The 22,456-nt window shown below is 66.8% G+C and carries 19 protein-coding genes; 3 read left to right on the forward strand and 16 right to left on the reverse strand.

Annotation, left to right across the window (positions count from 1 at the left end):
• Positions 1–175 precede the first annotated feature (175 nt).
• From AX744_RS01930 to AX744_RS01940, 3 genes are read right to left on the reverse strand one after another with little or no spacing between them, the layout of a single operon-like run.
• Positions 176–1,810: a fucose isomerase gene (locus AX744_RS01930; RefSeq protein ID WP_061015236.1), complete on the reverse strand. Its 1,635-nt coding sequence runs from the start codon at positions 1,808–1,810 to the stop codon at positions 176–178.
• Positions 1,807–4,374, reverse strand: coding sequence for a GH116 family glycosyl-hydrolase (locus AX744_RS01935; protein WP_061015237.1), 2,568 nt, complete (start codon positions 4,372–4,374; stop codon positions 1,807–1,809). The genes AX744_RS01930 and AX744_RS01935 overlap by 4 nt, the downstream gene beginning before the upstream one ends.
• A complete protein-coding gene (locus tag AX744_RS01940; protein WP_061015238.1) occupies positions 4,371–5,864 on the reverse strand; it encodes an FGGY-family carbohydrate kinase in 1,494 nt (497 codons plus the stop codon). Before AX744_RS01940 ends, AX744_RS01935 begins: the two co-directional genes overlap by 4 nt.
• 201 nt (positions 5,865–6,065) lie before the next feature.
• On the opposite strand from AX744_RS01940, the gene AX744_RS01945 reads away from it, so the two are divergent.
• Positions 6,066–6,380, forward strand: a complete 315-nt coding sequence (locus tag AX744_RS01945; protein ID WP_151485309.1) for a hypothetical protein — start codon at positions 6,066–6,068, stop codon at positions 6,378–6,380.
• On the opposite strand, the gene AX744_RS01950 is transcribed toward AX744_RS01945, so the two are convergent.
• On the reverse strand, positions 6,377–7,360 hold the full coding sequence (locus tag AX744_RS01950) for a LacI family DNA-binding transcriptional regulator (RefSeq protein ID WP_046748707.1): 984 nt from the start codon (positions 7,358–7,360) through the stop codon (positions 6,377–6,379). The two genes, AX744_RS01945 and AX744_RS01950, sit on opposite strands and share 4 nt — an antisense overlap.
• A gap of 103 nt (positions 7,361–7,463) precedes the next feature.
• Here AX744_RS01950 and AX744_RS01955 point away from each other — a divergent pair, with 103 nt between their 5' ends.
• Positions 7,464–8,597, forward strand: a complete 1,134-nt coding sequence (locus AX744_RS01955; RefSeq protein ID WP_046748706.1) for a glycoside hydrolase family 172 protein — start codon at positions 7,464–7,466, stop codon at positions 8,595–8,597.
• Positions 8,598–8,609: 12 nt separating this feature from the next.
• Here AX744_RS01955 and AX744_RS01960 read toward each other — a convergent pair whose 3' ends face one another.
• The 6 genes from AX744_RS01960 to AX744_RS01985 form a co-directional block, all read right to left on the reverse strand.
• A complete protein-coding gene (locus tag AX744_RS01960; protein WP_058632328.1) occupies positions 8,610–9,050 on the reverse strand; it encodes a DoxX family protein in 441 nt (146 codons plus the stop codon).
• A gap of 109 nt (positions 9,051–9,159) precedes the next feature.
• On the reverse strand, positions 9,160–10,260 hold the full coding sequence (locus AX744_RS01965) for a DUF4185 domain-containing protein (protein WP_061015239.1): 1,101 nt from the start codon (positions 10,258–10,260) through the stop codon (positions 9,160–9,162).
• Between the two features lie 57 nt (positions 10,261–10,317).
• Positions 10,318–11,211 carry a carbohydrate ABC transporter permease gene (locus AX744_RS01970; RefSeq protein ID WP_046748704.1) on the reverse strand — a complete coding sequence of 298 codons (894 nt, stop codon included), beginning with the start codon at positions 11,209–11,211 and terminating at the stop codon, positions 10,318–10,320.
• Positions 11,211–12,137, reverse strand: coding sequence for a carbohydrate ABC transporter permease (locus AX744_RS01975; protein WP_046748703.1), 927 nt, complete (start codon positions 12,135–12,137; stop codon positions 11,211–11,213). Before AX744_RS01975 ends, AX744_RS01970 begins: the two co-directional genes overlap by 1 nt.
• A gap of 71 nt (positions 12,138–12,208) precedes the next feature.
• Entirely contained in the window at positions 12,209–13,576 is a 1,368-nt protein-coding gene (locus tag AX744_RS01980) for an ABC transporter substrate-binding protein (protein WP_046748702.1), read from the reverse strand.
• A gap of 155 nt (positions 13,577–13,731) precedes the next feature.
• Positions 13,732–14,892 (reverse strand): DUF4185 domain-containing protein, encoded by a 1,161-nt coding sequence (locus AX744_RS01985; protein WP_061015240.1) that lies wholly within the window; start codon positions 14,890–14,892, stop codon positions 13,732–13,734.
• 68 nt (positions 14,893–14,960) lie between these two features.
• Between AX744_RS01985 and AX744_RS01990 the strand changes: the two genes are divergently transcribed.
• The gene (locus tag AX744_RS01990; protein ID WP_061015241.1) at positions 14,961–15,893 is read left to right on the forward strand and encodes a hypothetical protein; all 933 of its coding nucleotides are present in this window, start codon (positions 14,961–14,963) and stop codon (positions 15,891–15,893) included.
• A gap of 53 nt (positions 15,894–15,946) precedes the next feature.
• On the opposite strand, the gene AX744_RS01995 is transcribed toward AX744_RS01990, so the two are convergent.
• From AX744_RS01995 to AX744_RS02020, 6 genes are all read right to left on the reverse strand, one after another.
• Complete coding sequence (locus AX744_RS01995; protein WP_058632345.1) at positions 15,947–16,360, reverse strand: heat shock protein transcriptional repressor HspR; 414 nt, start codon at positions 16,358–16,360, stop codon at positions 15,947–15,949.
• Between the two features lie 142 nt (positions 16,361–16,502).
• Positions 16,503–17,486: a DnaJ C-terminal domain-containing protein gene (locus AX744_RS02000; RefSeq protein WP_046748699.1), complete on the reverse strand. Its 984-nt coding sequence runs from the start codon at positions 17,484–17,486 to the stop codon at positions 16,503–16,505.
• Between the two features lie 7 nt (positions 17,487–17,493).
• Positions 17,494–18,150, reverse strand: coding sequence for a nucleotide exchange factor GrpE (locus tag AX744_RS02005; RefSeq protein ID WP_046748698.1), 657 nt, complete (start codon positions 18,148–18,150; stop codon positions 17,494–17,496).
• Positions 18,151–18,152: 2 nt separating this feature from the next.
• The gene (gene dnaK / locus AX744_RS02010; protein ID WP_045263917.1) at positions 18,153–20,018 is read right to left on the reverse strand and encodes a molecular chaperone DnaK; all 1,866 of its coding nucleotides are present in this window, start codon (positions 20,016–20,018) and stop codon (positions 18,153–18,155) included.
• Between the two features lie 162 nt (positions 20,019–20,180).
• Positions 20,181–21,518: an HNH endonuclease signature motif containing protein gene (locus AX744_RS02015; protein ID WP_061015242.1), complete on the reverse strand. Its 1,338-nt coding sequence runs from the start codon at positions 21,516–21,518 to the stop codon at positions 20,181–20,183.
• A gap of 109 nt (positions 21,519–21,627) precedes the next feature.
• The gene (locus AX744_RS02020; RefSeq protein WP_061015243.1) at positions 21,628–22,377 is read right to left on the reverse strand and encodes a phosphotransferase; all 750 of its coding nucleotides are present in this window, start codon (positions 22,375–22,377) and stop codon (positions 21,628–21,630) included.
• Between the last annotated feature and the right edge of the window lie 79 nt (positions 22,378–22,456).

The raw sequence follows: 22,456 nt of genomic DNA on the forward strand, positions 1-22,456 counted from the left end.
GCGTCGAAGGCACGCTCTCGGCGAAGATCGACCGCGTCGAAGGCACGCTCTCGGCCCGGATCGATGGGCTCCATGCCCGGCTCGACCGCATCGAGATCAAGGTCGACGACCTCGACAGGGAACTCACGAACCTCGCGACCCGCTTCTGGCGCTCGCAGTGATGTGCAGCGACCGATCAGATCGTCACGTCTCCCACCAGGTTGACCTTGATCCCCATCCCGTCGAACATCGCGGCCTTCGCGATCAGGGCCTTGTCCGCGGTCTCGGCGTCGGGCGCGTAGACGAGCTGCGCGTGGTTCGCCTTGTGCCGTGCCATGAACTGGTCGCGCGAGACGCCGTGCAGCACCACGTGGGCGATCGGCCACTCGGGGTTCGTGGCATCCTTCCGCCGCTGGGTCTCCTCCGCCGGCAGCTCGACCACCGACGCCCGGAAGATGTCGGCCTGCAGGATGCCCTCGGCGATGAACACTCGGGAGAGCACGACCTCGCCGGGCTTCGAGACGCCGTTGATCGTGGCGCCGCCCGCGGGGAAGAACACATGACCCTGCCGCCATCCCTCCGCGTGCTGCCAGCCCCCGAGGTGCGATGCCGGCACCGACCCCGAGATCTCGTAGACCCAGACGAACTGTCCGTCGTAGTCCTCGCCCCAGCGGACGTCGTGCAGCGTGTTGTCGGGCACGAGCCCCATCGCGCGCCACACCCGGTCGGTCACGAGCGCGTCCACGGCGACACCCTCGTCGGCCTCGTTGAAGTGCGGGAAGGCCCGTCCCTCGTGCAGAACGCGAGAGCCGTCGCGCGAGGTCACCGGCGGCCGCTCGGTCGAGTTCAGAATGCCCTCGGCCAGGTCTGAGGCGGGCACCAGGTCCTTCAAGCCCTGTTGGTACTGGATGCCGACCGCGTCGAGCCCGAAGTCGTCGGCGATGCGGAGCGCGGCGATGTACATCTTCAGCTGCCATTGCACCTGGTCGCGGGTGAGCTCGGTGACGCCGTCTTCGCCGTAGCGGAACGTCATCCCCGCATCGATCAACCAGTCGTACGCGGCGTCGGCTTCATCGTCCGTGACGTCGAGCATCTCGGCGTACAACGCCGACTGCGAGAGGCGCTCCTTGTAGATGCCGGTCGGGTTGAGCAGCTCGTCGTCGAAGATCGCGTTGTACATGCCCATGCAGCCTTCATCGAACACGCCGATGATCGCCTTCTCGGAGAGCAGCTGTGCCGCGAGCGCCTCGCCGAGCTGCTTCTCCGGGCTGTCCGGCAGCGCGGGCAGCGGTCGGACGTGCGAGCTGTCGTGCGTGATGGCGCCGGACTCCGTCCATTCCTTGATGCCGTCGGTGAACCACTCATCGGCGAAGTCGACGGACCAGGTGGTCGCGTAGGGCTTGCCCATCTTGGTCAGACCCGCGTTCAGCCCGAGAAGGCCGACGAGGCCCGGCCAATCGCCGGCGAAGTTCGCGACCGTGAGGATCGGCCCCTCGTGGGATCGCAGTCCGGCGAGCACATGGTGCGAGTACTGCCAGTTGGCGATCGCGACGATGAGCGGCGCGTCGACGGGGATGCGCGTGAACACCTCGAGGCCCATGCGCTGGCTCGAGATGAATCCGTGCCCGGTCTCGGGGTCGACACCGAAGGGCCGGATGACCTCCCACCCGAGGGCGTTCAGCACTCCGGTGACGCCGGTCTCCAGCTCGACCTGGGTGGGCCACCCCGCCACGTTCGCCGACTCACGAAGGTCTCCGGACGTGATGAGATACGCGGTCTTCGGAGCGGTCGTCGGGCGGGATGCCGTGGTCGGCAGGGTGTAGGTGGTCATGATGCCTCCGGGGTTGGGGTCGGGGTGAGCCGGGAACGATGCGTATCCCCGGCTCGGAGTCGGATGTCGCGGCCGACGGTCCGGCCGCGCAGCCGCAGGTCTGCGACATCGAGCGTGCCGCCGTCGAGATGGATGGCCAGCTCATGCTCGTCGATCTCGACACGCCCCCAGCCGGTTCCCGTGGTGAACAGGCTGCGGAGATCACCGCCGGTCGCCGGAGCGAAGGAGAGCTCGCCGCTTGGGGCATCCCACTGCACACCGCTCGCTCCGAGCAGAAGCGCCCACGACGCGAGCGATCGTGCGTAGTGGTTGCCGCATTCGATCTCGTTCCACGGACTGCGGTGACGCCCGTCATACCGCCCGCGCAACGAACGCTCGACGAGGATCGCGTCATCGACGCGGCCGGCATAGAGAAGCGAGGCCGCGACCTGATGCTCGACTCCCGTCCACACCTCGTCGGAGTAGACGAAGGGGATCGCCGGGCGTCCACCGTGCGGCCAGGATGCGAGCAGGAGCCCACCTTCGTCGTTCAGGGCGTAGACGCGCTGCGTGCTCTCGTGCGCAGACAGGTCGTCACGGTGATTGTGCGCCACGATCGCGGCAAGCGCCGAATCGACTCGTTCCGGGGGAAGAATGTGCCCGAGGCCGTTCACGAATGCGTGGAACTGCCCGAGGAGCTGATCCGACAGCACGCCATCGCCGTACTGGTACCGGTGCGCGTCGGCATCGCCGATCACCTGGCGGTAGTACTCACCGTTCCACAGCGTCTCGTCCATCGCCGCGGCGACATGGTCCGCTCGAGCCGACCATGCCTCCGCCCGCCGGTCCTCACCGAGATGGGCAGCCATGCGCGTACCCGCCCGGAGCGCCGCGAGGTACACGCCGTTCGCGAGGGGCTCTGCCCCGTGGAACTCGATGTCGTAGGTGTTGTGCATCTCCCCGTCGAGGAGCCCGTCTCCGTCGCGATCCCATACCCTGATCGCGTAGTCCAGGGTGCGAGCCGCTGCGGGCCACAGTTCACGCAGGAAGTCGTCGTCTCCGCTGAAGCGCCATTCCCGGTGCAGGCGGAGCAGAGTGCCGAGCTGTCCGTCGACGGCCGGACCCATGAACCAGGAGGGACCTCCGAAGACGCGGTTGCCGCGGAACTTCTGCGCCCCGGACTCGTCCGTCTCGAGCAGATACTCCACCCGCCGAGCACTTCTTTCGAGCGAGGGGAAGAGCCAGGCGAGGGTCTGCGCATACGACCACACGTGGGTACAGGTGCCCTCGCACGAGCCGCCGTGATCGAAAGATCCCTCCCACGCCGCGAACACCGGTCCATCGCCCAGCTCGGAGTTCGGGGATTCGATGACGAAGCCGGTCGTGGAACGGGCGGCCGCGATGTTCGCTCCGATCGCATCGATCAGCACCGGATCGAGACTCCCGCCGTACAGCGCCTCGACGAACACATCCGTCGTCTCCTCGAGCTCTGCGAGGTGCGCGTGCACGTGGGCAGCGGCGGCCCAGGCATCCGGCCACAGCGTCGCGTAGTGGTTCCGCACGATCTCGTCGAGGTTCGGGTCGGCGAACACGATATGCCCGTTCCACCCACGACGACGATTCGGGAAGCTCCACGACAGCACGAACTCGAAGTCGCGGCTCTCACCGGGAGCGAGGACGTGCACGATGCCGAGCGAGCCGGTGCGCAGACGGGGAAGCTTCGCCAGCATCTCCGCTTCGGTCAGCGGCGCGGCGTCCGGATCGGCATCGGGTTCGGCGAAGAGCCCTCTGGGCCGATCCTCCAGCGTGAGCCTCGGCTCCGCCGCGAGCAGCCCGTCGTCAGTCAGATCGTTCCAGAACAGCCGTGCACCGTCGGGCCAGTAGCTGGTGACCCACTGCGGCTTGGCGGTCGTGGCCGCATCCGTCGTGGTGAGGCTCAGCGTCCCGTAGCCGAAGTCATCCTCGGGCAGATCCACCCCGAAGTCGAGTCCGCGCACCTCGCCGTCGTCGCGCCAGCGCACCGTCTGCGTCGCACGCATCCCCCATGGCGCATCCGGCCCCGGGGTGCCACGCCCCGCCGTGTGCGAGATGCTGCCCACGACCGTGACCGCCACCGGGACCGACCCAGGGTTCGTCACGCGGTAACGCAGCACCGCTGCCGGGATGCCGGACTCGTCCGCGTCGAGAGGCACCAGGGGTGTGAAGGCGTGCAGCGAGACGTCGACCGGCAGGACGGCGTCGCTGAAGTCGACGTCGACCACCGGGTACTCGCCGTGCAGCGTCGCGGCGTCGAGTCGCGGGAGGCCCGCGAGCTGGTCGAACGCGTAGCCCGCGTCTGCATCGTGACGCCCGCCGAGCCGCGCTTCGAGCACTCGGGTGACCGCGTCGCCGCCCTCCGGAGCCGCGTGGATCGCGAAGAAGGAGTGCGGGTTGCGACGCCCCTTGTCCGGAAGGTTCTCGAGCTCCCAGTCGCGCAGCTCTCCCCTGGCACCGATCGACACATTGCCCGTCCCGATGCCTCCCAGCGGGAACGCCGTCGCCTGCGACGTGTGCGGGATACCGCGGGCGCGCCGTTCGCGGGTCATGCGGATGCTCCGCGCTGCGTGTCTGCGAGTTCGTGCACGACGTCCTTCGAATCCGCGTAGAGGCGCACGTATCTGTCGAACAGGTCGTCGTAGGCCGGGCGCAGCGCCTCATCAGGCCGGATCGTCTCCGCGACGGGGTTCCAGTCCGTGATCACCGGCGTCTCGTCAGGCGCGGCGATCGCGGTCGCGGCGAGGAAGGCCGCACCGTAACTCGCGCCGATCGTCGTCTGCGGCACCTCCTGCACGAGACCTGTCACATCGGAGACCACCTGCAGCCAGAGCCGCCCCTGGGTGCCCCCGCCCACCGCGACGATCCGACGAATGTCGGCACCCGCCGCGCGCATGGTCTCCACGTTGTGGCGCACGCCGAGCGCCGTGGCCTCGAGAGCGGCACGATAGAGGTCGCCTCGCGTGTGCTCGAGCGTGAGTCCGGCGATCACGCCCCGGGCATCAGGGTCTTGGATCGGGGTACGCTCCCCGGCGAAGTACGGCAGCACGAGCAATCCCCTCGCACCGGGTGGAGAGAGCTCCGCCTCTGCCAGCAGCTCGGGGTAATCCGCCCCGGTCAGATCCTTCAACCAGGCGGTCAGCGCGCCGGACGTGGAGAGCCCGCCCGCGAGGTTGCGTGTGCCGGCGAACGCTCCCGCGGTGGTCCACATCGACGGGGTGCGCAGGGTCTCCGCTCCCGTCGCGACCAGGAACATCGTCGTCCCGTACATGAGCATGAGGTCGCCGACCTCGTGCGCGCCGACGCTGACCGCCTCCGTCCAGGCGTCGATGCTGCCCGTGATCACGGGTGTTCCCGCCGGGATGCCGGTTGCCGCTGCCGCGGCGGCGGTGACCTCTCCTGCCAAGTCGCCCGCCCAGAGCAGCGCGGGCTGCTCGATACCGCCCGCGTACAGCTCCCACCACGGCCCGTACCAGCTCTCGGCCTCGATGTCGTAGAACGGCGAGACCTGACTCGCGGACTGGTGGTCGAGCACATACGCCCCGGTGAGGTTCCTGGTCAGCCACGACGCCGGCATGAAGAGGCGTCGCGCACGCGCCAGGGCCTCCGGCTCCTCATCCCCGATCCAGGCGATCTTGGGGCCACCCGCCTGCGAGGTGAGCGTCGATCCGCCGACGCGCGTGATCTCCTCGATGCCGAGATCGCCCGTCATCCGATCGATCTGCGCCGTCGAGCGCGTGTCGACGCCGTAGAGGATGGCGGGACGCACCGGACGGTCATCCTCGTCGGCGAGGAGGATGCACGGCCCCATCCCGCTCACACCGACTCCGACCACCTCGGCATCGGGCACCGTCTCGAGCAGCTCGCGAGAGATCGAGACGAACTCGTCCCACCACACGTCGCCGTCCATCTCGACCCAGCCGGTGTGGGGGCGGCGGACCTCGTGCGCACGGCTCGCCGACGCGATGATCGTGCCGTCGACCCCCACCAGCACGCCTTTGCTGCTGGACGTGCCGATGTCCACCCCGAGGGTGCAGCGCATGGTGTCCTCCTTGAAACCGGGCACAGAATCTGAAACCTGTGGCCACTTTATGCGAAATCGATTTCACATCGCAAGAAGATCCGACCTTTCCTGCACGATCTGCGGGGAGCGCGCGCTCTCCACTCTTCACGGGCTCGAGCCCGAGCCGCACTGGAATACCGTGACAATCTGAGGACTCCCCCGCAGGATGGAGCCATGCAGATGAACGAACCCCAGGTCTGGACTCTGATCGGCGTGTTCGCTGCCTTCATGCTGGGGGCGCTCACCGTCCTCATCCGCCAGAACGACAAGATGACATCGTCCCTCCGGCGCGAGCTGGGATACCGGTTCGAGACGATGGAGACGAAGCTCCAGGCGATGGAGACGAAGTTCGAGGCGATGGACGCGAGGGTCGACACCCGATTCGACGCTCTGGAGGCGACGTTCGACGCGCGACTGGGCTCTGTCGATCGACGACTCGAAGAGCTCGACAAAGAGGTCGCCCACCTGGCGACCCGCTTCTGGGGCTCCCGCTAGACCCGCTGGCTGGCGGGTTGGATCTCGTTGCGCAGCACCACGGTGCGCGAGGGCTGCCGGTCGCCCTTGATGCGCTCGAGCAGCATCCGCGCCGCCGTCACACCCATGTGGCGCGCCGGCAGGCGAACGACGGTGACGGCGGTGGGAGACAGCGTCGTGAAGGGCAGTGACCCGATCACGGCGACACCGACCTGCGGCGGAGTGAGCCCGTGCTCGGTGAGCACCTGGATGGCGCCGACGCCGATGAGGTTGTTCCCGGCGACCACGGCATCGGGCGGCTCGGGAAGCGCGAGGAGCTCCTCCATAGCGGCACGGCCCCCCTCCACGCGGAACGTCGCGAATCGTGCGAGCTCGTCGAGGTCGAGGTCGGGCTGAGCCGCAGCGAGCACGGAGCGCCATCCTGCGGCTCGCTCCGCCGCGGTATCGATGTGCTCGGGCCCGCCGATATAGGCGATGCGACGATAGCCCGCGTCGATCAGATCCTGCGTCGCGGACGTGCCCGCTGCACGGTTCGCCATCACGACACCGTCGATGTCGTACGTGGTGCTGCGGTCGACCGCCACGACGGGACGCCCCGTCGCGAGGATGCCCTCGAGGTTGGACCGCTCGTCGGCCGTCGCGATGATGATCCCCGACATGTGCTCGGAGATCGCGATACGGAGGTATGTCGCCTCCTTCTCCATCTGCGCGTCGGAGTTGCACAGGACGACCGAGTAGCCCGCCTCGGAGGCGACGTCTTCGACCCCTCGCGCCATCTCCGTGAAGTAGGGGTTCTCGATGTCCGGGATCACGAGCGCGATGACCTCGGAGCTCTGGCGTCGGAGTGTACGAGCCGTGCGATTCGGCGTGAAGTTCAGCCGGGCCGCGGCGTCGCGCACGGCGGCCACCTTCTCCTCGGACACGCTCGTGCCGTTGAACACACGCGAGACGGTCGCCGGGGAGACACCCGCGAGTTCCGCGACGTCATAGATCGTGGCCATGCACCCTCACTGCCTGCCCGGACGCGCCGGACGTGAAAGCAACAGTATCGCGCACACCTCGATTCTCTGGCGTTCTCATCTGAAATCGATTACATTGGCGCCCATGACTTCCTCTGCTTCTGATCTGGCATCCCTCGCAGCGCTGCGACCGGTGCAGACCCGATCGATCTCCCCCGAGAACTTCGACGGATCCGCTGGGGGCGGTGGCCGCGCGACCGAGGGCACGGGCGCTATGAACGCTCGTGACCTCGGTCCCGGTTGGAAGATCTCGCCCAGCATGGACATAAAGGCCGGCGAGACGCTCGAGCTCGCGAACATCACCGGTGCGGGCAAGATCACCCACCTCTGGATCACGACCCATACCGACAACTGGCGCACCCTGCTGCTGCGCGCATATTGGGACGGCGCCGACGAACCCGCCGTCGAGGTGCCGTACGGCGACTTCTTCTGCAACGCCTGGGGAGTCTTCGCGCAGGTGAACTCGCAGACGATCGCTGCGAACCCGCACGGCGGATTCAACTCCTACTGGCCGATGCCGTTCAAGGACGGCGCCAGACTGACCCTCGAGAACACCTCCGTCGTCGACGTGCGTGTCTACTACCAGGTGACCTACGAGGTCGGAGGCGACCACTCGAACGACGCGTACTTCCACGCGCAGTGGCGTCGATCGAACCCGCTGGCCGATCTCACCCCGCACGTGATTCTGGAGGGCGTCGAAGGGCAGGGTCAGTACGTCGGCACGTACATCGCCTGGGGCGTGAACTCCAACGGATGGTGGGGCGAAGGCGAGATCAAGTTCTACCTCGACGACGACACCGACTATCCGACGATCTGCGGCACGGGGACAGAGGACTACTTCGGCGGTGCCTGGAACTTCGACATCCCCGGCCAGGGCTACACGGAATTCTCGACTCCCTATCTGGGCATGCCCCAGGTGATCCGTCCCGACGGGCTGTATGTGTCGCAGCAGCGCTTCGGCATGTACCGCTGGCACCTGCTCGACCCGATCCATTTCGCGACCGGTATCCCGAAGGTCGACATCCAGGCGCTCGGATGGCGCAGCGGTTGGCGGTACCTACCGCTGCGCGACGACATCGCCTCCACCGCACTGTTCTACCTCGACCGCCCGACCGCGCGGCGCCCGAAGACGCCGACGGCCGACGACCTGGAGGTGCACCTAGGCACAGCCCCGGTGCCGGACATCGGCGCCACTCCGCCCCGCGAGCCTCAGGACTGAGCGCGGCGACTCTCAGGCGAGCCAGGCAGGGGCACGACCGCGAAGCAGGGCGCCGTCGATGGAGAAACGGCCGGCTCCCGTGAGCGCCAGCGCGAGCGCGGCGACACCGAGGACCGCGACGAACTCGTAGCCCCCGTCCCCGACCCACAGCCCGGCGGGGAGGTGCACGAGGAGAAGCGCCACCGCCATGTCGATGGTGAGCAGGATGCCGACCGGCCTCGTGAGGAATCCGATGATCAGAAGAATGCCGCCGACGAGCTCGAGGAACGCCACCAGCGGGGCGGCGATCTCGGCGAACGGCACTCCCATGCCGGCGAAGCTGCCGATGGTCCCGGGCAGCGTGAACTCGAAGATCTTCTGCGCGCCGTGGGCGGCGAAGATCGCGCCGACGACGACCCGGAGGACCAGGAGGCCGGTCGAGGCGGCGGCAGAGGGGGCTTTGGTGTTCGTCATGAGGAGTTCTTCCTTCGTGGCAGGACACCCGCGCGCCAGGCGCGGAGCAGGGTCGTTCCCTGCTCCCCAAGCTAGGAAGCGTTGCTTTCGGTCTCCTGGACGCGCCCGCCTACACCAGCCCCTGCACGCGGAACTGCTCCGAGTGGTACACGCTGTTGTTGCCCGTGGTCCATTGGCTCACGCTGAGGTGCAGGTCCGACAGGGTCGACCCGGGGATGATGTAGCCGCCGTAGAGCTGCGCGACGTGCGAGGCATCTTCCGTGCTCCACTCGGTGCCGGTGAGGAGAGTGGTCTTCGTGGCCGTGTAGAGGTTGTCGGTCGGCGTGTTCAGGACCATCGCGTCGATCCGATACGCGCCGGAGTTGAACCAGGTGAGAATCCACTTCCCGCCGAGCGGTCGCAGGCACATCTCACCGAACTTGCCGCCGAGCACCTCGGTGACGGGCTTGCCCCACCCCCATGAACCGTTCGCGAAGCCCCACGGTTGATAGGCCGAGAGCGTCGTCATGTTGTTCGACGGCACCCGGTACAGCACGATGCCCTTGTCGCGCTGGAAGCCCGTGCCGTAGATGTACACGTAGCCGTCGTTGCCCTCGCCCCACGTGATGCACTGGAACTTGCCGCCCGCCATATCCGCGGGGAACTGCAGCCCCGTGTGCTGCCAGGACGCGCCGTTGTCGTCCGACTTCCAGAGTTCCGTCCAGCGCACGGCTCCGAACTGAGGGCCATTGACGATCGCGTGCAGATACATTCGCGATCCGACGGTGATCACATCGGAGGGGATCACTGTCGTGAAGTAGGCGTCGTGCGGGTAATACCAGAGCTGCGGAGCGACGCCCTGCGTGTTCGCTCCGGCACCCGCGCTCCCGTTGAACGCGACTCCCGCGGCGAGGTTCGTCGTCGAGGAGTAGAGAGCGACGGGGGAACGCCAGTTCGCGCCGCCGACACCATCGGCCCACGTGTCGCCGAACATGAAGAGCATCCGACCATCCGGTGTGCGAGCGGGGATCCCGAGATCCGTGGCCCCGATGCCGTACTGCACGGGGCTCTGCGTGCCGGCGAGCACCTTGACCCTCGTCACGGACAGTCCGGCGGCGGCCGCGGGAGCGGGCCGGCCGGTCGCAGCCAGGAACGCCGCTCCCGCTACCACCGCTCCCTGCAGGACGCCCCTGCGGCTGAGCCATGACTCCTGGTTCTGCTCGATCTCCATCGATCTCTCCTCTCGCTGCCGCCGGGTGGCGGGTGCCGGTGGTGCTGCAGAGTGCTGCTATTTCAGGCCTGCCATCTTGATGTTGCCGATGATCTGACGCTGGAAGATGAGGAACAGGATGATCACCGGCGCTGCGGCGAGCACGGACCCGGCCATCAAGAGGCCGAGCTCGGTGCTGCGCTCGGACCGGAAGGTTGCGAGGTACTGCTGGAGCACGAACCGCTCCGGCGAGGTGATCGTCAGGATCGGCCAGACGTACGAATTCCAGTACGCGAGGAACGCGGTGATCCCCATCACGACGAACGGCGGCTTCGACAAGGGCAGGAAGATGCGCACGAAGATGCCGAACCGACCGCAGCCGTCGAGCATCGCGGCCTCTTCCAAGCTCTTGGGGATGTTCAGGTAGAACTGCCGGATGAAGAACACCATGCCGGCGCTCGCAAGCCCGGGGATCACGAGCACGGCCAGCGTGTCGAGCATGGAGAGGCGGGTGACCACGATGAAGCTCGTGAGCAGGATCGTCATGCCGGGGATGAACATCGTCGTGATCACGATCGCCCAGATCGTCTTCTTGAACCGGAAGTCGAGGCGTGCGAAGGCGTAGGCGGCGAGCGAGTTCACGGCGAGACTGCCCACGGTGAACAGCACGGCACCGAAGAACGTCCACAACAGAGTGCGCAGGAACGTCGGATCGGCCAGGATCTGCGCGTAGTTCTGCCAGAGCCACACCTCGGGGAAGAACTGGAAGGGGGTCTCCACGACCTCGGTCTTCGACTTGAAGCCGGCGATCACCATCCAGGCGAGCGGAAACAGCGACGCGATGACGAACAGCGCACCCAGGATCACCTTGCCGATGACGACGAGCCAGCCTCCGGCGCTGCGCGGCGGCCTGGTCGAGCGAGGTTCTCTGCCGGCGAGCACGATGCGCGTGGTCTCCTGCATGACGGCCATCAGTCCACCAGCCTCTCGGAGTTGACGAACTTGAAGACGAGGGCAGAGATCGTACCCAGCACCACGAACAGCAACAGCGCTGCGGCGATCGAGTAGCCGACGTTCACATCGTTGCGGAAGTGGTTGAAGATGAACAGGTTCGGCAGGGTTGTGGAATCCAGCGGACCGCCCTGGGTCATGACGAGGGGCAGTTCGAACTGCTGGATCGCGGCGACGAAACCGGTGATGAGCAGGTACAGCACCACGTTCTTCATCTGCGGGATGGTGATGTACGCGGTCTTCTGGCCCCAGTTGGCCCCCTCCATCGCCGCCGCCTCGTAGTACTCCGCCGGGATGTCGACCATCGCGGCGACCATGATCAGCGAGGTCAGTCCCATGCCCAGCCAGATCGCCGGGACCGCGATGGCGAGGAGCGCCCACTTGGGATCACCTATCCAGGCGATCGGCTCGATGCCGAAGGTACCGAGGAAAGCGTTGAGAAGTCCGCCGGAGTAGTTGTAGATCAGCACGAAGATGATCGACGCGATCACGGCGGAGATGATCGTCGGGATGTAGATGCTGACCTTCAGGAGGCTGGCCGCCCGTCGAGACACGGTCACGACGAGGCTTGCGAAGAGGAACGCCAGCACGAGCATGATCGGCACGGTGAGGAGCACGAAGGCGAAGCCGCGACCGATGGTCGCGAGGAACAGCGGATCCTTGAGCACGTTGGCGTAGTTGCGGATGCCGACGAACTCCGGGTCCTTGTAGAAGCTCCAGTCCTGGAATGACAGGTATCCGGCGTAGATGGCCGGCCAGATCACGAAGATCCCCAGCAGCACCACCAGCGGCAGCAGGAACCAGTACGCGGTCCTGTTGTCGCGATAGCGGTAACGGTTCTGCCGCTGCCGGATCGCCCGGCGTTCCTGCACAGCCTGATTGGCCATATCCACCTCGTCGTGATCTCGTGTCCTTCACTGTTCGGGGGACGGGGCCGACCCCCGAACAGTGAGCGACGTCAGTTCTTTGGTGCCTTGTCGGACAGCCCGTCGCGGTCGATGACGGTCTGGATCGCCGCATTCGCGGTCTTGATCGCGTCATCCACCGAGGCGGAGCCCTTCATCACGGATTCCATCGCCGTGCCGACGGCGAGATTGACATCCCAGGGGTAGGTGGAACCGGGGATGGCGTCCGGCGCGATGTCGTCGACGATGATGCTCGACCACGGAGCGTCAGCGGCCTCTTCGCTCGCCGCGACGGCATCCTGCACGGACTGACGCACCGGCACCTTGGTGAACTGTGTGTCGACGAAGAATGGGACGAGGTTCTGCGGCTCGCCGCCGATCGCCCAGGCGAGGAATTCGCCGGCTGCTTCGGGGGCCTTGCTCTTCGCGTCGACAACCCAGGTGAAGTTGCCCATCGTGGTGGCTGTGCGGCCGTCCGCATCCGACGAACTCGGGAAGGCACCGACGCCGGTCTTGCTGAGCAGGTCGGTGTAGTCCGAGCCGATCTCGGACATCATCCACGAACCGGACACCTTGAAGGCGACCTTCTGCTGACCGAAGTCCTCGCCTGCGACGTATGCCGCGAGAGGCTGCTTGGGCATGTATCCCTTGTCCCACAGCTGCTGGTACTGCTCCATCAGGCTCCGGTAGCCCTCGTTGTCGATGTCAGGGGCGGTCCAGTCGTCGGTGAGCGCCAGGTGTCCGGCGAAGTTGTACTGCTGCCCCACGGTCGACCACGCCATTGTCACCGCATCCTGCGCCGGCGAGATGCAGTACTGCCCGTCGGAGAGCGTCGGCTGGATTTTCGCGCAGGCGGCGAGGAGATCGTCCCATGTCGCCGGGGCGCTCCCTGAATCGACACCGGCAGCGTCCAACATGTCCTTGTTCCAGAACAGCACGGTCTGAGGCTCGAGCAGCAGTGGATAGGCATAGTGCGTGCCGTCGATCTCGGAGATCGATTTCGCGTTGTCGAGGATCTCGTCGAGGGCGTCCTTCGGGACGATGGAGTCGAGTTCGTGCACCGATCCGGCGTTCACGAGGTCGTAGAGGTTGGCGGAGCTGGTGTAGACGTCCGGGGCCTTACCGGCGGCCTGGGCCGCCTTCATCTTCTGGTCCCACGCGTCGGCGGGCACCTCGGTATCGACGACCTTGATCTTGTCCTGCGAGGCGTTGAACTTCTTCACGATGTCGGCGTACCACTCGTTCTCCACAGGCGTGAACGTCCGGTGCCAGAACTGCACCGTGGTGACGCCGTCCTCTCCGCCGCCGTCGCCGGCAGACTCCCCCGGCGTGCCGGAACCGCACGCGGCCAGCATGACGCCGACCGTGAGCGCGCCCAGAGCGGCGATCGCGGCCCTGCGCGTACGAGTTGTGATTCTCATGGGTTCCTCCTCAGGAACGGACTCCTCATCGAGTCGCTGCGGTGATCTCGGCTGCCGCCGACGGGCCCCGGTCGCATCCCTGGATCGTCGGTGATCGGGTATGCGCCAGAGTAGGCGAAATCGATTTCATGCGCAAGGCATGATCCGTGCGTCGATCACTCTGCGCGCTCCAGGTCTGCGGAGAACCAGAAGACGTTGTACGGATCCCAGAGCGACAGCGTGAAGTAGATCCGACGTCCGCCATCGCTCACGTATCGCGGATTCAGATACGGCGAGTACAACCCGGGATGGTCCTCGCGGGGAACGAGTTCGATCGCCTCGCCCCACGGGCCCCACGGCGTGACACCCTCACGGATGTATGCCGAACCGGCATCCGAATAGGTCATGATCCAGCGGTCCAGATACGTCGACCACATCACCGAGAGCTCGCCGACCGCGCCTTCCAGAATCGTCTCGGCGTCGCGCAGGTCGTCGCTCCACTGCGGCGTCCCTCCTTCGAGACCTGCGAAGTACGAGTACTCCGACTGGTCTTCGACGGCTTCCTCGGTGGCCGGGACGCGCATCAGCTGAACACCACCGAATCGGCCGGACGGAATCGACCAGAAATAGATCCAGTCCGCGTCGCCGTCCCTCACCTCGGCCGTCGCGAACTGCACGAAGTTCGAGTCACCCGGCCACTCCACGCCTTCGACAGGGCGCCATGTAGATCCGTGATCCCGCGAGACGACGAGGGCGGAGTAGTTGGAATCCCAGGCTCCAGGACTGCCCCAGAAACGCACCGACATGTACGAGACGTAGATCGCGTCTCCGACAGCGAAGCCGTAGGTCGGAATCTTCGTGACCTCGCCACCGGCGCCGTTCGCGTCGTGATCGCCTTCGATGAGGGGCGCGGCGAGGCCGACCTCATCCTCCAGCCACCCCTCGAACTCGATGCCGTCCGACGGGTCGTCGTCGGTTGTCCACGCAGCCACGTTCGAGCGCCAGAACCCGCCCTGCCCACCGATCGACCCGGGCTCGCGTTCGCCGAACGTGTCGCCGAAGAAGAAGAAGGTCTTGTCACCGACGTTCACCATCGATCCGAGGTCGGTGCCCGCGACCGAGACCGACTCCGTGTCGTTCATGGCGCCCGGCCCCGTGAGCTGCGCGATCTCGGTGAGGCCGGACACCCCATCGAGCACGAACGGTTTGTCAGGATCGGGATCGACGATCACACCGCCCTCTCCACTGCACCCGACAACAGCGACGGCCAGAACGAGGGATACCGCCACGGCCACTCGGCGGAAGACGACAGGAAGGAAGGCGACAGGGCGGGACATGATCCTCCTCGATCGACGTGATGCCTCGAATCTAGCGAAATCGATTTCAACACACTAGGGTCATCGACATGCTCGACTTCGCAACACCCCACTGGCTTCGGCCCTCTGGTGACGGCGCAACCGAGCCCCGGTGGGGGCCTGTCGGCGGGCTCCAGGTCGGAATCCCGCCGACACCGGGCCCGCGCGGGCTCCTGCGCGTCTTCACCCCCTACCTCGACCACCCCCACGAGCGGCTGGTGAACTTCATCGCCGTGGAGCCGGTCCCGGAGGGCGCGACAGAACGGGGATTCTCAGAGATGGAGCCGAGCACGCTGGATCCCGGCGAGCAGGGCAAGAGGTTTTGGTCGGCGGACGATTCTGCAGGTGCGAACTCCATGCCGTCGACGGCCCCGGCCCGTGGACGGATCGGTACCGTCGAGGGCGTGGAGACGCTCACCGTCTGGATCGGCGTCGAACGCTTCGCCAACGGTGCGGATGTGAGTGTGAGGGTACGGTTCTTCGCCGACCGGCCGCACGAGGTGGAGGTCGCGGGGTTCACGAGGGCGACATCTGTGCCGCTCTCACACCTGATCCTCACCGCGACGATGGGCAATTGGGCACGACTGCGGCTGCTGCACCTGGCGGACCGCGTGGTGTCGCCTGCCGAGCTGTGGCCGGAGTTCTCGGGCACCGCGTTCACCGCTCACGGCCGCTTTCCGCTCGCCGACCTGACCCGCGACGGGGAATCGGCGATGGTGAGCGCCACCGGCGACGAGGAGGAGCCCTGGTCCGTCGAGTACTCCGCTGATACCGCGGAACACTGGCGCTTCCTCGGTCGTCGAGCCGTGCAGACCTGGCGCGTGGATGACCCGCACCCGGCGCTCGAGGCAGTGGTCAACGCCCGCTGGTCCTATTGGGCGAGTTCTTCGCCGATCCCCGGGGGTCCCGCGTACGAGAACTTCGAGATCGTCGAACCGTTCCGCAATGGTGCGGCGTTCCGGTTCTCCGTGGAGCCGCTCTGATCGAGGCGCTGCCTCCAGGCGCTGCCTCCAGGCGCTGCCTCTAGGCGCTGCCTCTAGGCGCTGCCTCGCGGGTCCCAGAGCACGACCTCGGTCGAGCGGCGCAGGCGGCGACCGGTCGGCATGGGCACGACGCCCGCGGAACCCGCGGCGAACACGCGCACGCCGGGGCGATTCTCCCGCTCGGTGCGCAGGGCGGCTTCGAGCACGGCGATCCGGTTGCGCAGCGCCCTGTTCTCGTCTTCGAGGTCGAGCAGACGAGCGATCGCGGGAAGGCTCGCCCCTTCGGAGGAGAGCTGTGCGACCTCGCGCAGCTGCTCGATGTTGCGAGACGAATAGCGGCGCGAGCCGCCCGAGGTGCGGCCGGGGACGACGAGGCCGATGCGGTCGTACTGCCGCAGCGTCTGAGGGTGAAGGCCGGAGAGCTCGGCGGCGGCCGCGATCGCGAACACCGGGGTGTCGGCGTTCATCATCGATTCCCCTCTCCTCTCCTACCCGTGTCTCTTGTCGTACGCGCGGACTCAGGCAGAGGCGCCGGAACAGGCGCGTTCTTCACAGAACGGCCTGATCCGGCGCGAACGCCTGTCCCGGCGATGTGATCCCGACGACTGCTCATCGCCGGGCCTTCGCCATCAACTCGGCTCGCGGGTTCTCATCGGGCTCGAGCTCCTGGAACTTCTCCAGCGCCGCGCGTGCGGCCTCGTCGAGGTGCGTCGGCACCGCGACCTGGAGCTCGGCGAGCAGATCGCCCGTGCCCTTCGACGTCGCGACTCCGCGACCCTTGACCCGCAGCACCCGCCCTGAGGGGGTGCCCGGTGCGACGCGGAGCTTGACCACGTCGCCGCCGAGGGTCGGGACTTCGATGGTCGCCCCCAGGGTCGCCTCCGTGAAGGTCACGGGCACGACGACGCGCAGGTTGAGACCGTCGCGCGTGAAGACAGGGTGCGGGCGCACCGTGATCTGCACCACGATGTCACCGCTCTCCCCACCATCGGGCGAGGGCCGGCCGCGGCCGCGCAGACGGATCTTCTGGCCGTCGGCGACACCGGCGGGGATCTTCACCTTGAACGGCTTGCCGTCTTCGCCCTGCAGCGAGATGGTCTCGCCCTGCACGGCGGTGACGAAGTCGAGCGTGGTGCGCGCGGTCACGTCAGCACCGCGCTGCGGCCCGCCGAAGCCGCGGTAGCCGCCGCTCGGCTGGCCGAAGCGTCCGCCGCCGAAGCTCGCACCCTGGCCCTGGTTGAACATCGCGAAGATGTCCTCGAAGTCCGCCGTCTGCCCTCGGCCCTGCTGGCCGAAACGGCTGAACACGTCTTCGAAGCCGCCTGCGCCCTGGCCGCCCGCCGTGAAGCGGGCACCGGAGCCCATGGCGCGGATCTCGTCGTACTCCTTGCGCTGTTCCGCATCGGAGAGCACCGAGTAGGCCTCGCTGATCTCCTTGAACTTCGCCTCGGCCTTGGCATCACCCTGATTGGAGTCCGGGTGATACTTGCGCGCGAGCTTGCGGTACGTCTTCTTCAGTTCCGCATCGCTGACGTCCTTGGACACGCCGAGGGTCTTGTAGAAGTCCTTGTCGAACCAATCCTGGCTGGCCATCGATCACCTACCCTTCCGGGACAGCGACGACGACCTTCGCAGGGCGCAGCTCGACATCACCGAGACGGTAGCCCACCTCGACGACCTCGAGGATCGTGGTCTTCTCGGCGCCGGGCGTCGGCTGCTGGAAGATCGCCTCGTGACGCTGCGGGTCGAATTCCTCGCCCTTCTCGCCGTACGCGACCACTCCGAGACGCTCCACGACCGTGCGCACCTTCTCGGCGATCACGGCGAAGGGCGTGCCCTCGACCAGATCACCGTGCTGGGCCGCGCGATCGAGGTCGTCGAGCACGGGGACCAGGCCCTTGGCGGCCTCGCCCTTCGCCCGCTCGATCTCGACCTGCCGCTGCTCTTCGGTGCGGCGACGGTAATTGGCGTACTCGGCCTGCAGACGCTTGAGGTCGTTCAGCAGAGTGGACTCGAGGTCGGCGAGCACGGCGTCTTCCGCCGCGGCCTCGCCGGTCTGGGTCGCGCCGAGGATGTCGTCGACCGTCAGGTCGTCGGGAGCGCCGTCTGCCGGGGTCTCGTCCGAGCCCTCGGCGGCCTGCGCATCGCGGGAGTCCTGGTGGTGCGGCGCGGGGCCGGATGCCTGAGCATCCGACCCCTCGCTGCGACCTTCGGCGGACTCAGGATTCTGGTTCTCGTCGAAGTTCTTGTCGGTCATGGTTACTTCTTCTCGTCCTCGTCGTCGACGACCTCGGCGTCGATGACGTCCTCGTCGGAGGAGGGAGCGTCACCGGCCGGGGCCTCGCCGTCAGCCGAAGCGCCGGCAGCGGCATCCGCCTGCGAGGAGGCGTAGATGGCCTCGCCGAGCTTGGACTGCGACTGGTTGAGCTTGTCGAACGCGGTCTTCACAGCGTCGTCATCCTCACCGGCCAGAGCCGTCTTGAGCGCGTCGACATCGGCCTTGACCTCGGTCTTCACGTCTTCGGGCAGCTTGTCGTCGTTCTCGGTGATCAGCTTGTCGATCGAGTACGCGAGCGTCTCGGCCTGGTTGCGGACCTCGGCGGCCTCGCGACGCGCCTTGTCCTCGGCCGCGTGCTCCTCGGCCTCGCGCACCATGCGCTCGATGTCTTCCTTCGACAGCGACGAGCCGCCGGAGATGACGATCGACTTCTCGGTGCCGGTGCCCTTGTCCTTGGCGGACACGTGCACGATGCCGTTGGCGTCGATGTCGAAGGTGACCTCGATCTGCGGGATGCCACGGGGAGCCGGGGCGATACCCGTCAGCTCGAACGTGCCGAGCGGCTTGTTGTCACGCGTGAAGTCACGCTCGCCCTGGAAGACCTGGATCGCGACGGACGGCTGGTTGTCGTCTGCCGTGGTGAAGGTCTCGCTGCGCTTGGTCGGGATGGCCGTGTTGCGCTCGATGAGCTTGGTCATCATGCCGCCCTTGGTCTCGATGCCGAGGCTCAGCGGGGTGACATCGATGAGCAGGACGTCCTTGCGCTCGCCCTTGAGGACACCGGCCTGGAGGGCGGCACCGACGGCGACGACCTCGTCCGGGTTGACACCCTTGTTGGCGTCCTTGCCGGTCTCGCGCTTGACGAGCTCGGCGACCGCGGGCATACGCGTCGATCCACCGACGAGCACGATGTGGTCGATCTCGGACACCTTGATGCCGGCTTCGCGGATGACGTCCTCGAACGGCTTCTTGGTGCGGTCGAGCAGGTCCTTCGTGAGGTCCTCGAACTTCGCGCGGGTGATGGTCTCGGACAGCGACACGGGGCCGGAGTCGGTCAGCGACAGGTACGGCAGGTTGATGCTGGTCGACGTCGAGGAGGACAGCTCCTTCTTCGCCTGCTCCGCAGCTTCCTTGAGACGCTGCAGGGCGATCTTGTCACCCGAGACGTCGACGCCCGTGGTCTCCTTGAACTGCTTGATCAGGTAGTCGACCAGGCGCTGGTCCCAGTCGTCTCCACCGAGGCGGTTGTCACCGGCGGTGGCGCGCACCTGGATCGTGGAGAAGTCGTCGTCCTTGCCCACCTCGAGCAGCGAGACGTCGAACGTTCCACCACCCAGGTCGAAGACCAGGATGAGCTCGTCTTCCTTGCCCTTGTCGAGGCCGTACGCCAGAGCGGCAGCGGTCGGCTCGTTGATGATGCGCAGGACGTTGAGGCCCGCGATCTCGCCGGCTTCCTTGGTGGCCTGACGCTCGGCGTCGTTGAAGTACGCGGGGACCGTGATGACCGCGTCGGTCACCGTGTCGCCCAGGTACGCCTCGGCGTCGCGCTTCAGCTTCATCAGGATGCGCGCGGAGATCTCCTGCGGCGTCCACTTCTTGCCGTCGACGTCGAAGGTCCAGTCGGTGCCCATGTGGCGCTTGACGGAAGCGATCGTCCGGTCGACGTTGGTGACGGCCTGGCGCTTCGCGGTCTCACCGACGAGCACCTCCCCGTCCTTGGTGAAGGCCACGACCGAAGGGGTCGTGCGGAAGCCCTCTGCGTTGGCGATGACCTTGGGCTCGCCACCCTCGAGGACGCTGACGACGGAGTTGGTGGTTCCGAGGTCGATACCGACAGCACGTGCCATGTGTTCTCTCCTTTGTTGGAAGTTCTCTTCGTGGGAAGTTCTCTGTGTCTCAGAAATCTGCGGCGATCAGGAAAACCTGAGTCGCGATGACTCAAGTGTACTTCGGCGTCGATGAGGAGTCAAATGAACTTGATATGAACTGGCTCAACTTTGAGAAAGGGCTCAGAACGGGGCCACCGCGAGGTCTTCGGTGAAGGTGACGGTGTTCTGCAGGGGCGGCCGGTCGACGTAGACCCTGCCGGTCGGACTCGTCCAGGCGTAGACACCGGCACCCAGAGCTTCGACCATCCACGGAGAGTGGTGTTTGAGCATGTGATGGCGCCGACAGAGGTGGCCGAGGTTCGATTCGCGAGTGGCTCCCCCGAGAGCGGCGTCGTGATGATGATCAATGTCGCAATCAGTGGAGGCATATCCGCAGGCGGGGAATCGGCAGCGCTGATCCCTCGCTCTCAGATGTCGCTTCAGATCAGACCCCGGACGATAGCGGTCGACTGCGAGAAGCGCGCCGGTGATCGGGTGGGTCAGCACTCGATCCCATCCGGAGGCCGCTCCGGCGAGCGCGCGAGCGGTCTCGAGGTCGATGGGAGTGCAACCGTTCAACTCGGCCGACGCCCCGCCGCCTCTGATCAGGGTGGTGACGGGAACGGTGATCGACACCGCTCCACGGACACCCGAGAGGAGCCCCTCGGGAGCGTCGTGCCCGATCGGAGCACCCGCGAGAAGCAGGTCGAGGGCGAGGTCGGCACGGAGCTGAGCGACGGTGCGCGGATCAGAGGTGCACGGATCAGAGGTGCACGGATCGGTGGTGGGCGGATCGGTGGTGGCAGCGGCCGATTCCGGACCCGAAGGTTCATCCGCTCCCTGCACGATCTTGGCCATCTGCGTCAGCCGGTCGAAGACGCCGTGGACGAGCGTCGACGGCCCGAGCAGGCCCAACTGCGACATCCCGTCGCCGACGTCTTTCACCCACACGGATCTCTTCTCCCGTGCGTCGAGGTGCCGGTCCTCGATCGACCGTGCCTGGAATCGTTCAGCCACCCGCCGAGCCATGCGGCCCACTCGCCCCGGAGACTCCGACTCGGCGAAGGCGATCACCTGCGTCGCATAGGCATCAAGAGTCGCCCCCTCATCGAGGTGTTCCCCGGCTTCGCAGATGACCCGGGCGTGCGCCGCACTGATGCGACCGGCGCCCTGCGCCTCCCAGACCAGTGGGAAGCGCTCCACGATCCATGCCGCGTCTGCCATCCGGCGCTGCACCGTCCGATCACTCACCCGCAGGGCGGCGGCGAACTCGGCAGCCACCGTGCGCGCCGACATGTCGCCGTGATCGGGATGCTCCGCCTGGTCGGCGACCTCGAGAGCGATCCGTGACCCCAACGCCAGGATGCCGTCGCGCGCGGCCTGCAGACTGCTGATCGTGCGCTCGACCTCGACGAGCATCTCGGTGAGCGCGGCGAGCGCGCCCACCTGCTCGAGCGTCGCGTCAGCCAGTGCCGTCATACCTGCAGTGAATCAGGGGCCACCGACATTCGAAGCCCCAGATCACAGCAGAAAAACGATATGCCGGAATGTGGTCGTCGCTGCACCCGAGAGCACTCCGGAAAGCCGCTCAGCCCCCGCCGAGGGCTCCGGCCCACACCGCTCGATGCTCCCGTACGTACCGCAGCGCGTCCGCCCAGTGGTCGCCGTGCCCGTCCACGTGCATCGAGGCCCACGGCTCGTCACCGACGGCGTGAGACCGTTCGAGCAGCGCGAGCATCGCCGCCGTCCGGTCCTCCATGCCGCGAGGCAGATCACGGCGCATGACATCGTCCGCCCGGTATCCATCGACCAGCGCAGCGAGATCCCGAGATGCATCCACCGGGTCTCGTCCGACATCCGACAGGGCGAACGCCTGTGCCGCGTAGGCGAGGTCCCAGAGCCGGGTGCTCGGAGCGGCGGCATCCCAATCGATGAACACCCAGCGGTCGCCGACGACGAGGTTCCATGGCGCGAGATCGTTGTGGCAGATGAGCTCGGCACCGGGCGCGACGATCGCCGTCTCCCAGACCGCGTCCGCCCGCGGCGTGTAGCGGGTACTGGCGTCGTGGATCCCGCGGATCATCGAGCCGACGCGCCTCAGCTCGGCCACCGTCAGCCGCTCACCGTCCATGGCCAGGGTTCCCGGCACGAACTCCACGACGTGCCGGCCCCTTCCGTCGCGGCCACGCGGTTCCGGCACATCGACCCCCGCCACCCGCATCGCCGCGACGAAATGATCGACGCTCAGAGTGGCCGCCGTCCACGCCTTGCGCACCGTGTCGCCGATGCGCACCACGGCCCCGCTCGCGTTCCCTCCGGCCAGCACCTCTTCGTCCACGCGTCGACGTTAGCGCGCCGATGCCCCCGCCGTCCCACCGCGATACTTGACCCCGAGAGCCATTTGACCCTCACACTCA

Source organism: Microbacterium sp. CCH5-D1 (assembly GCF_001557335.1).
Classification (GTDB): domain Bacteria; phylum Actinomycetota; class Actinomycetes; order Actinomycetales; family Microbacteriaceae; genus Microbacterium; species Microbacterium oxydans.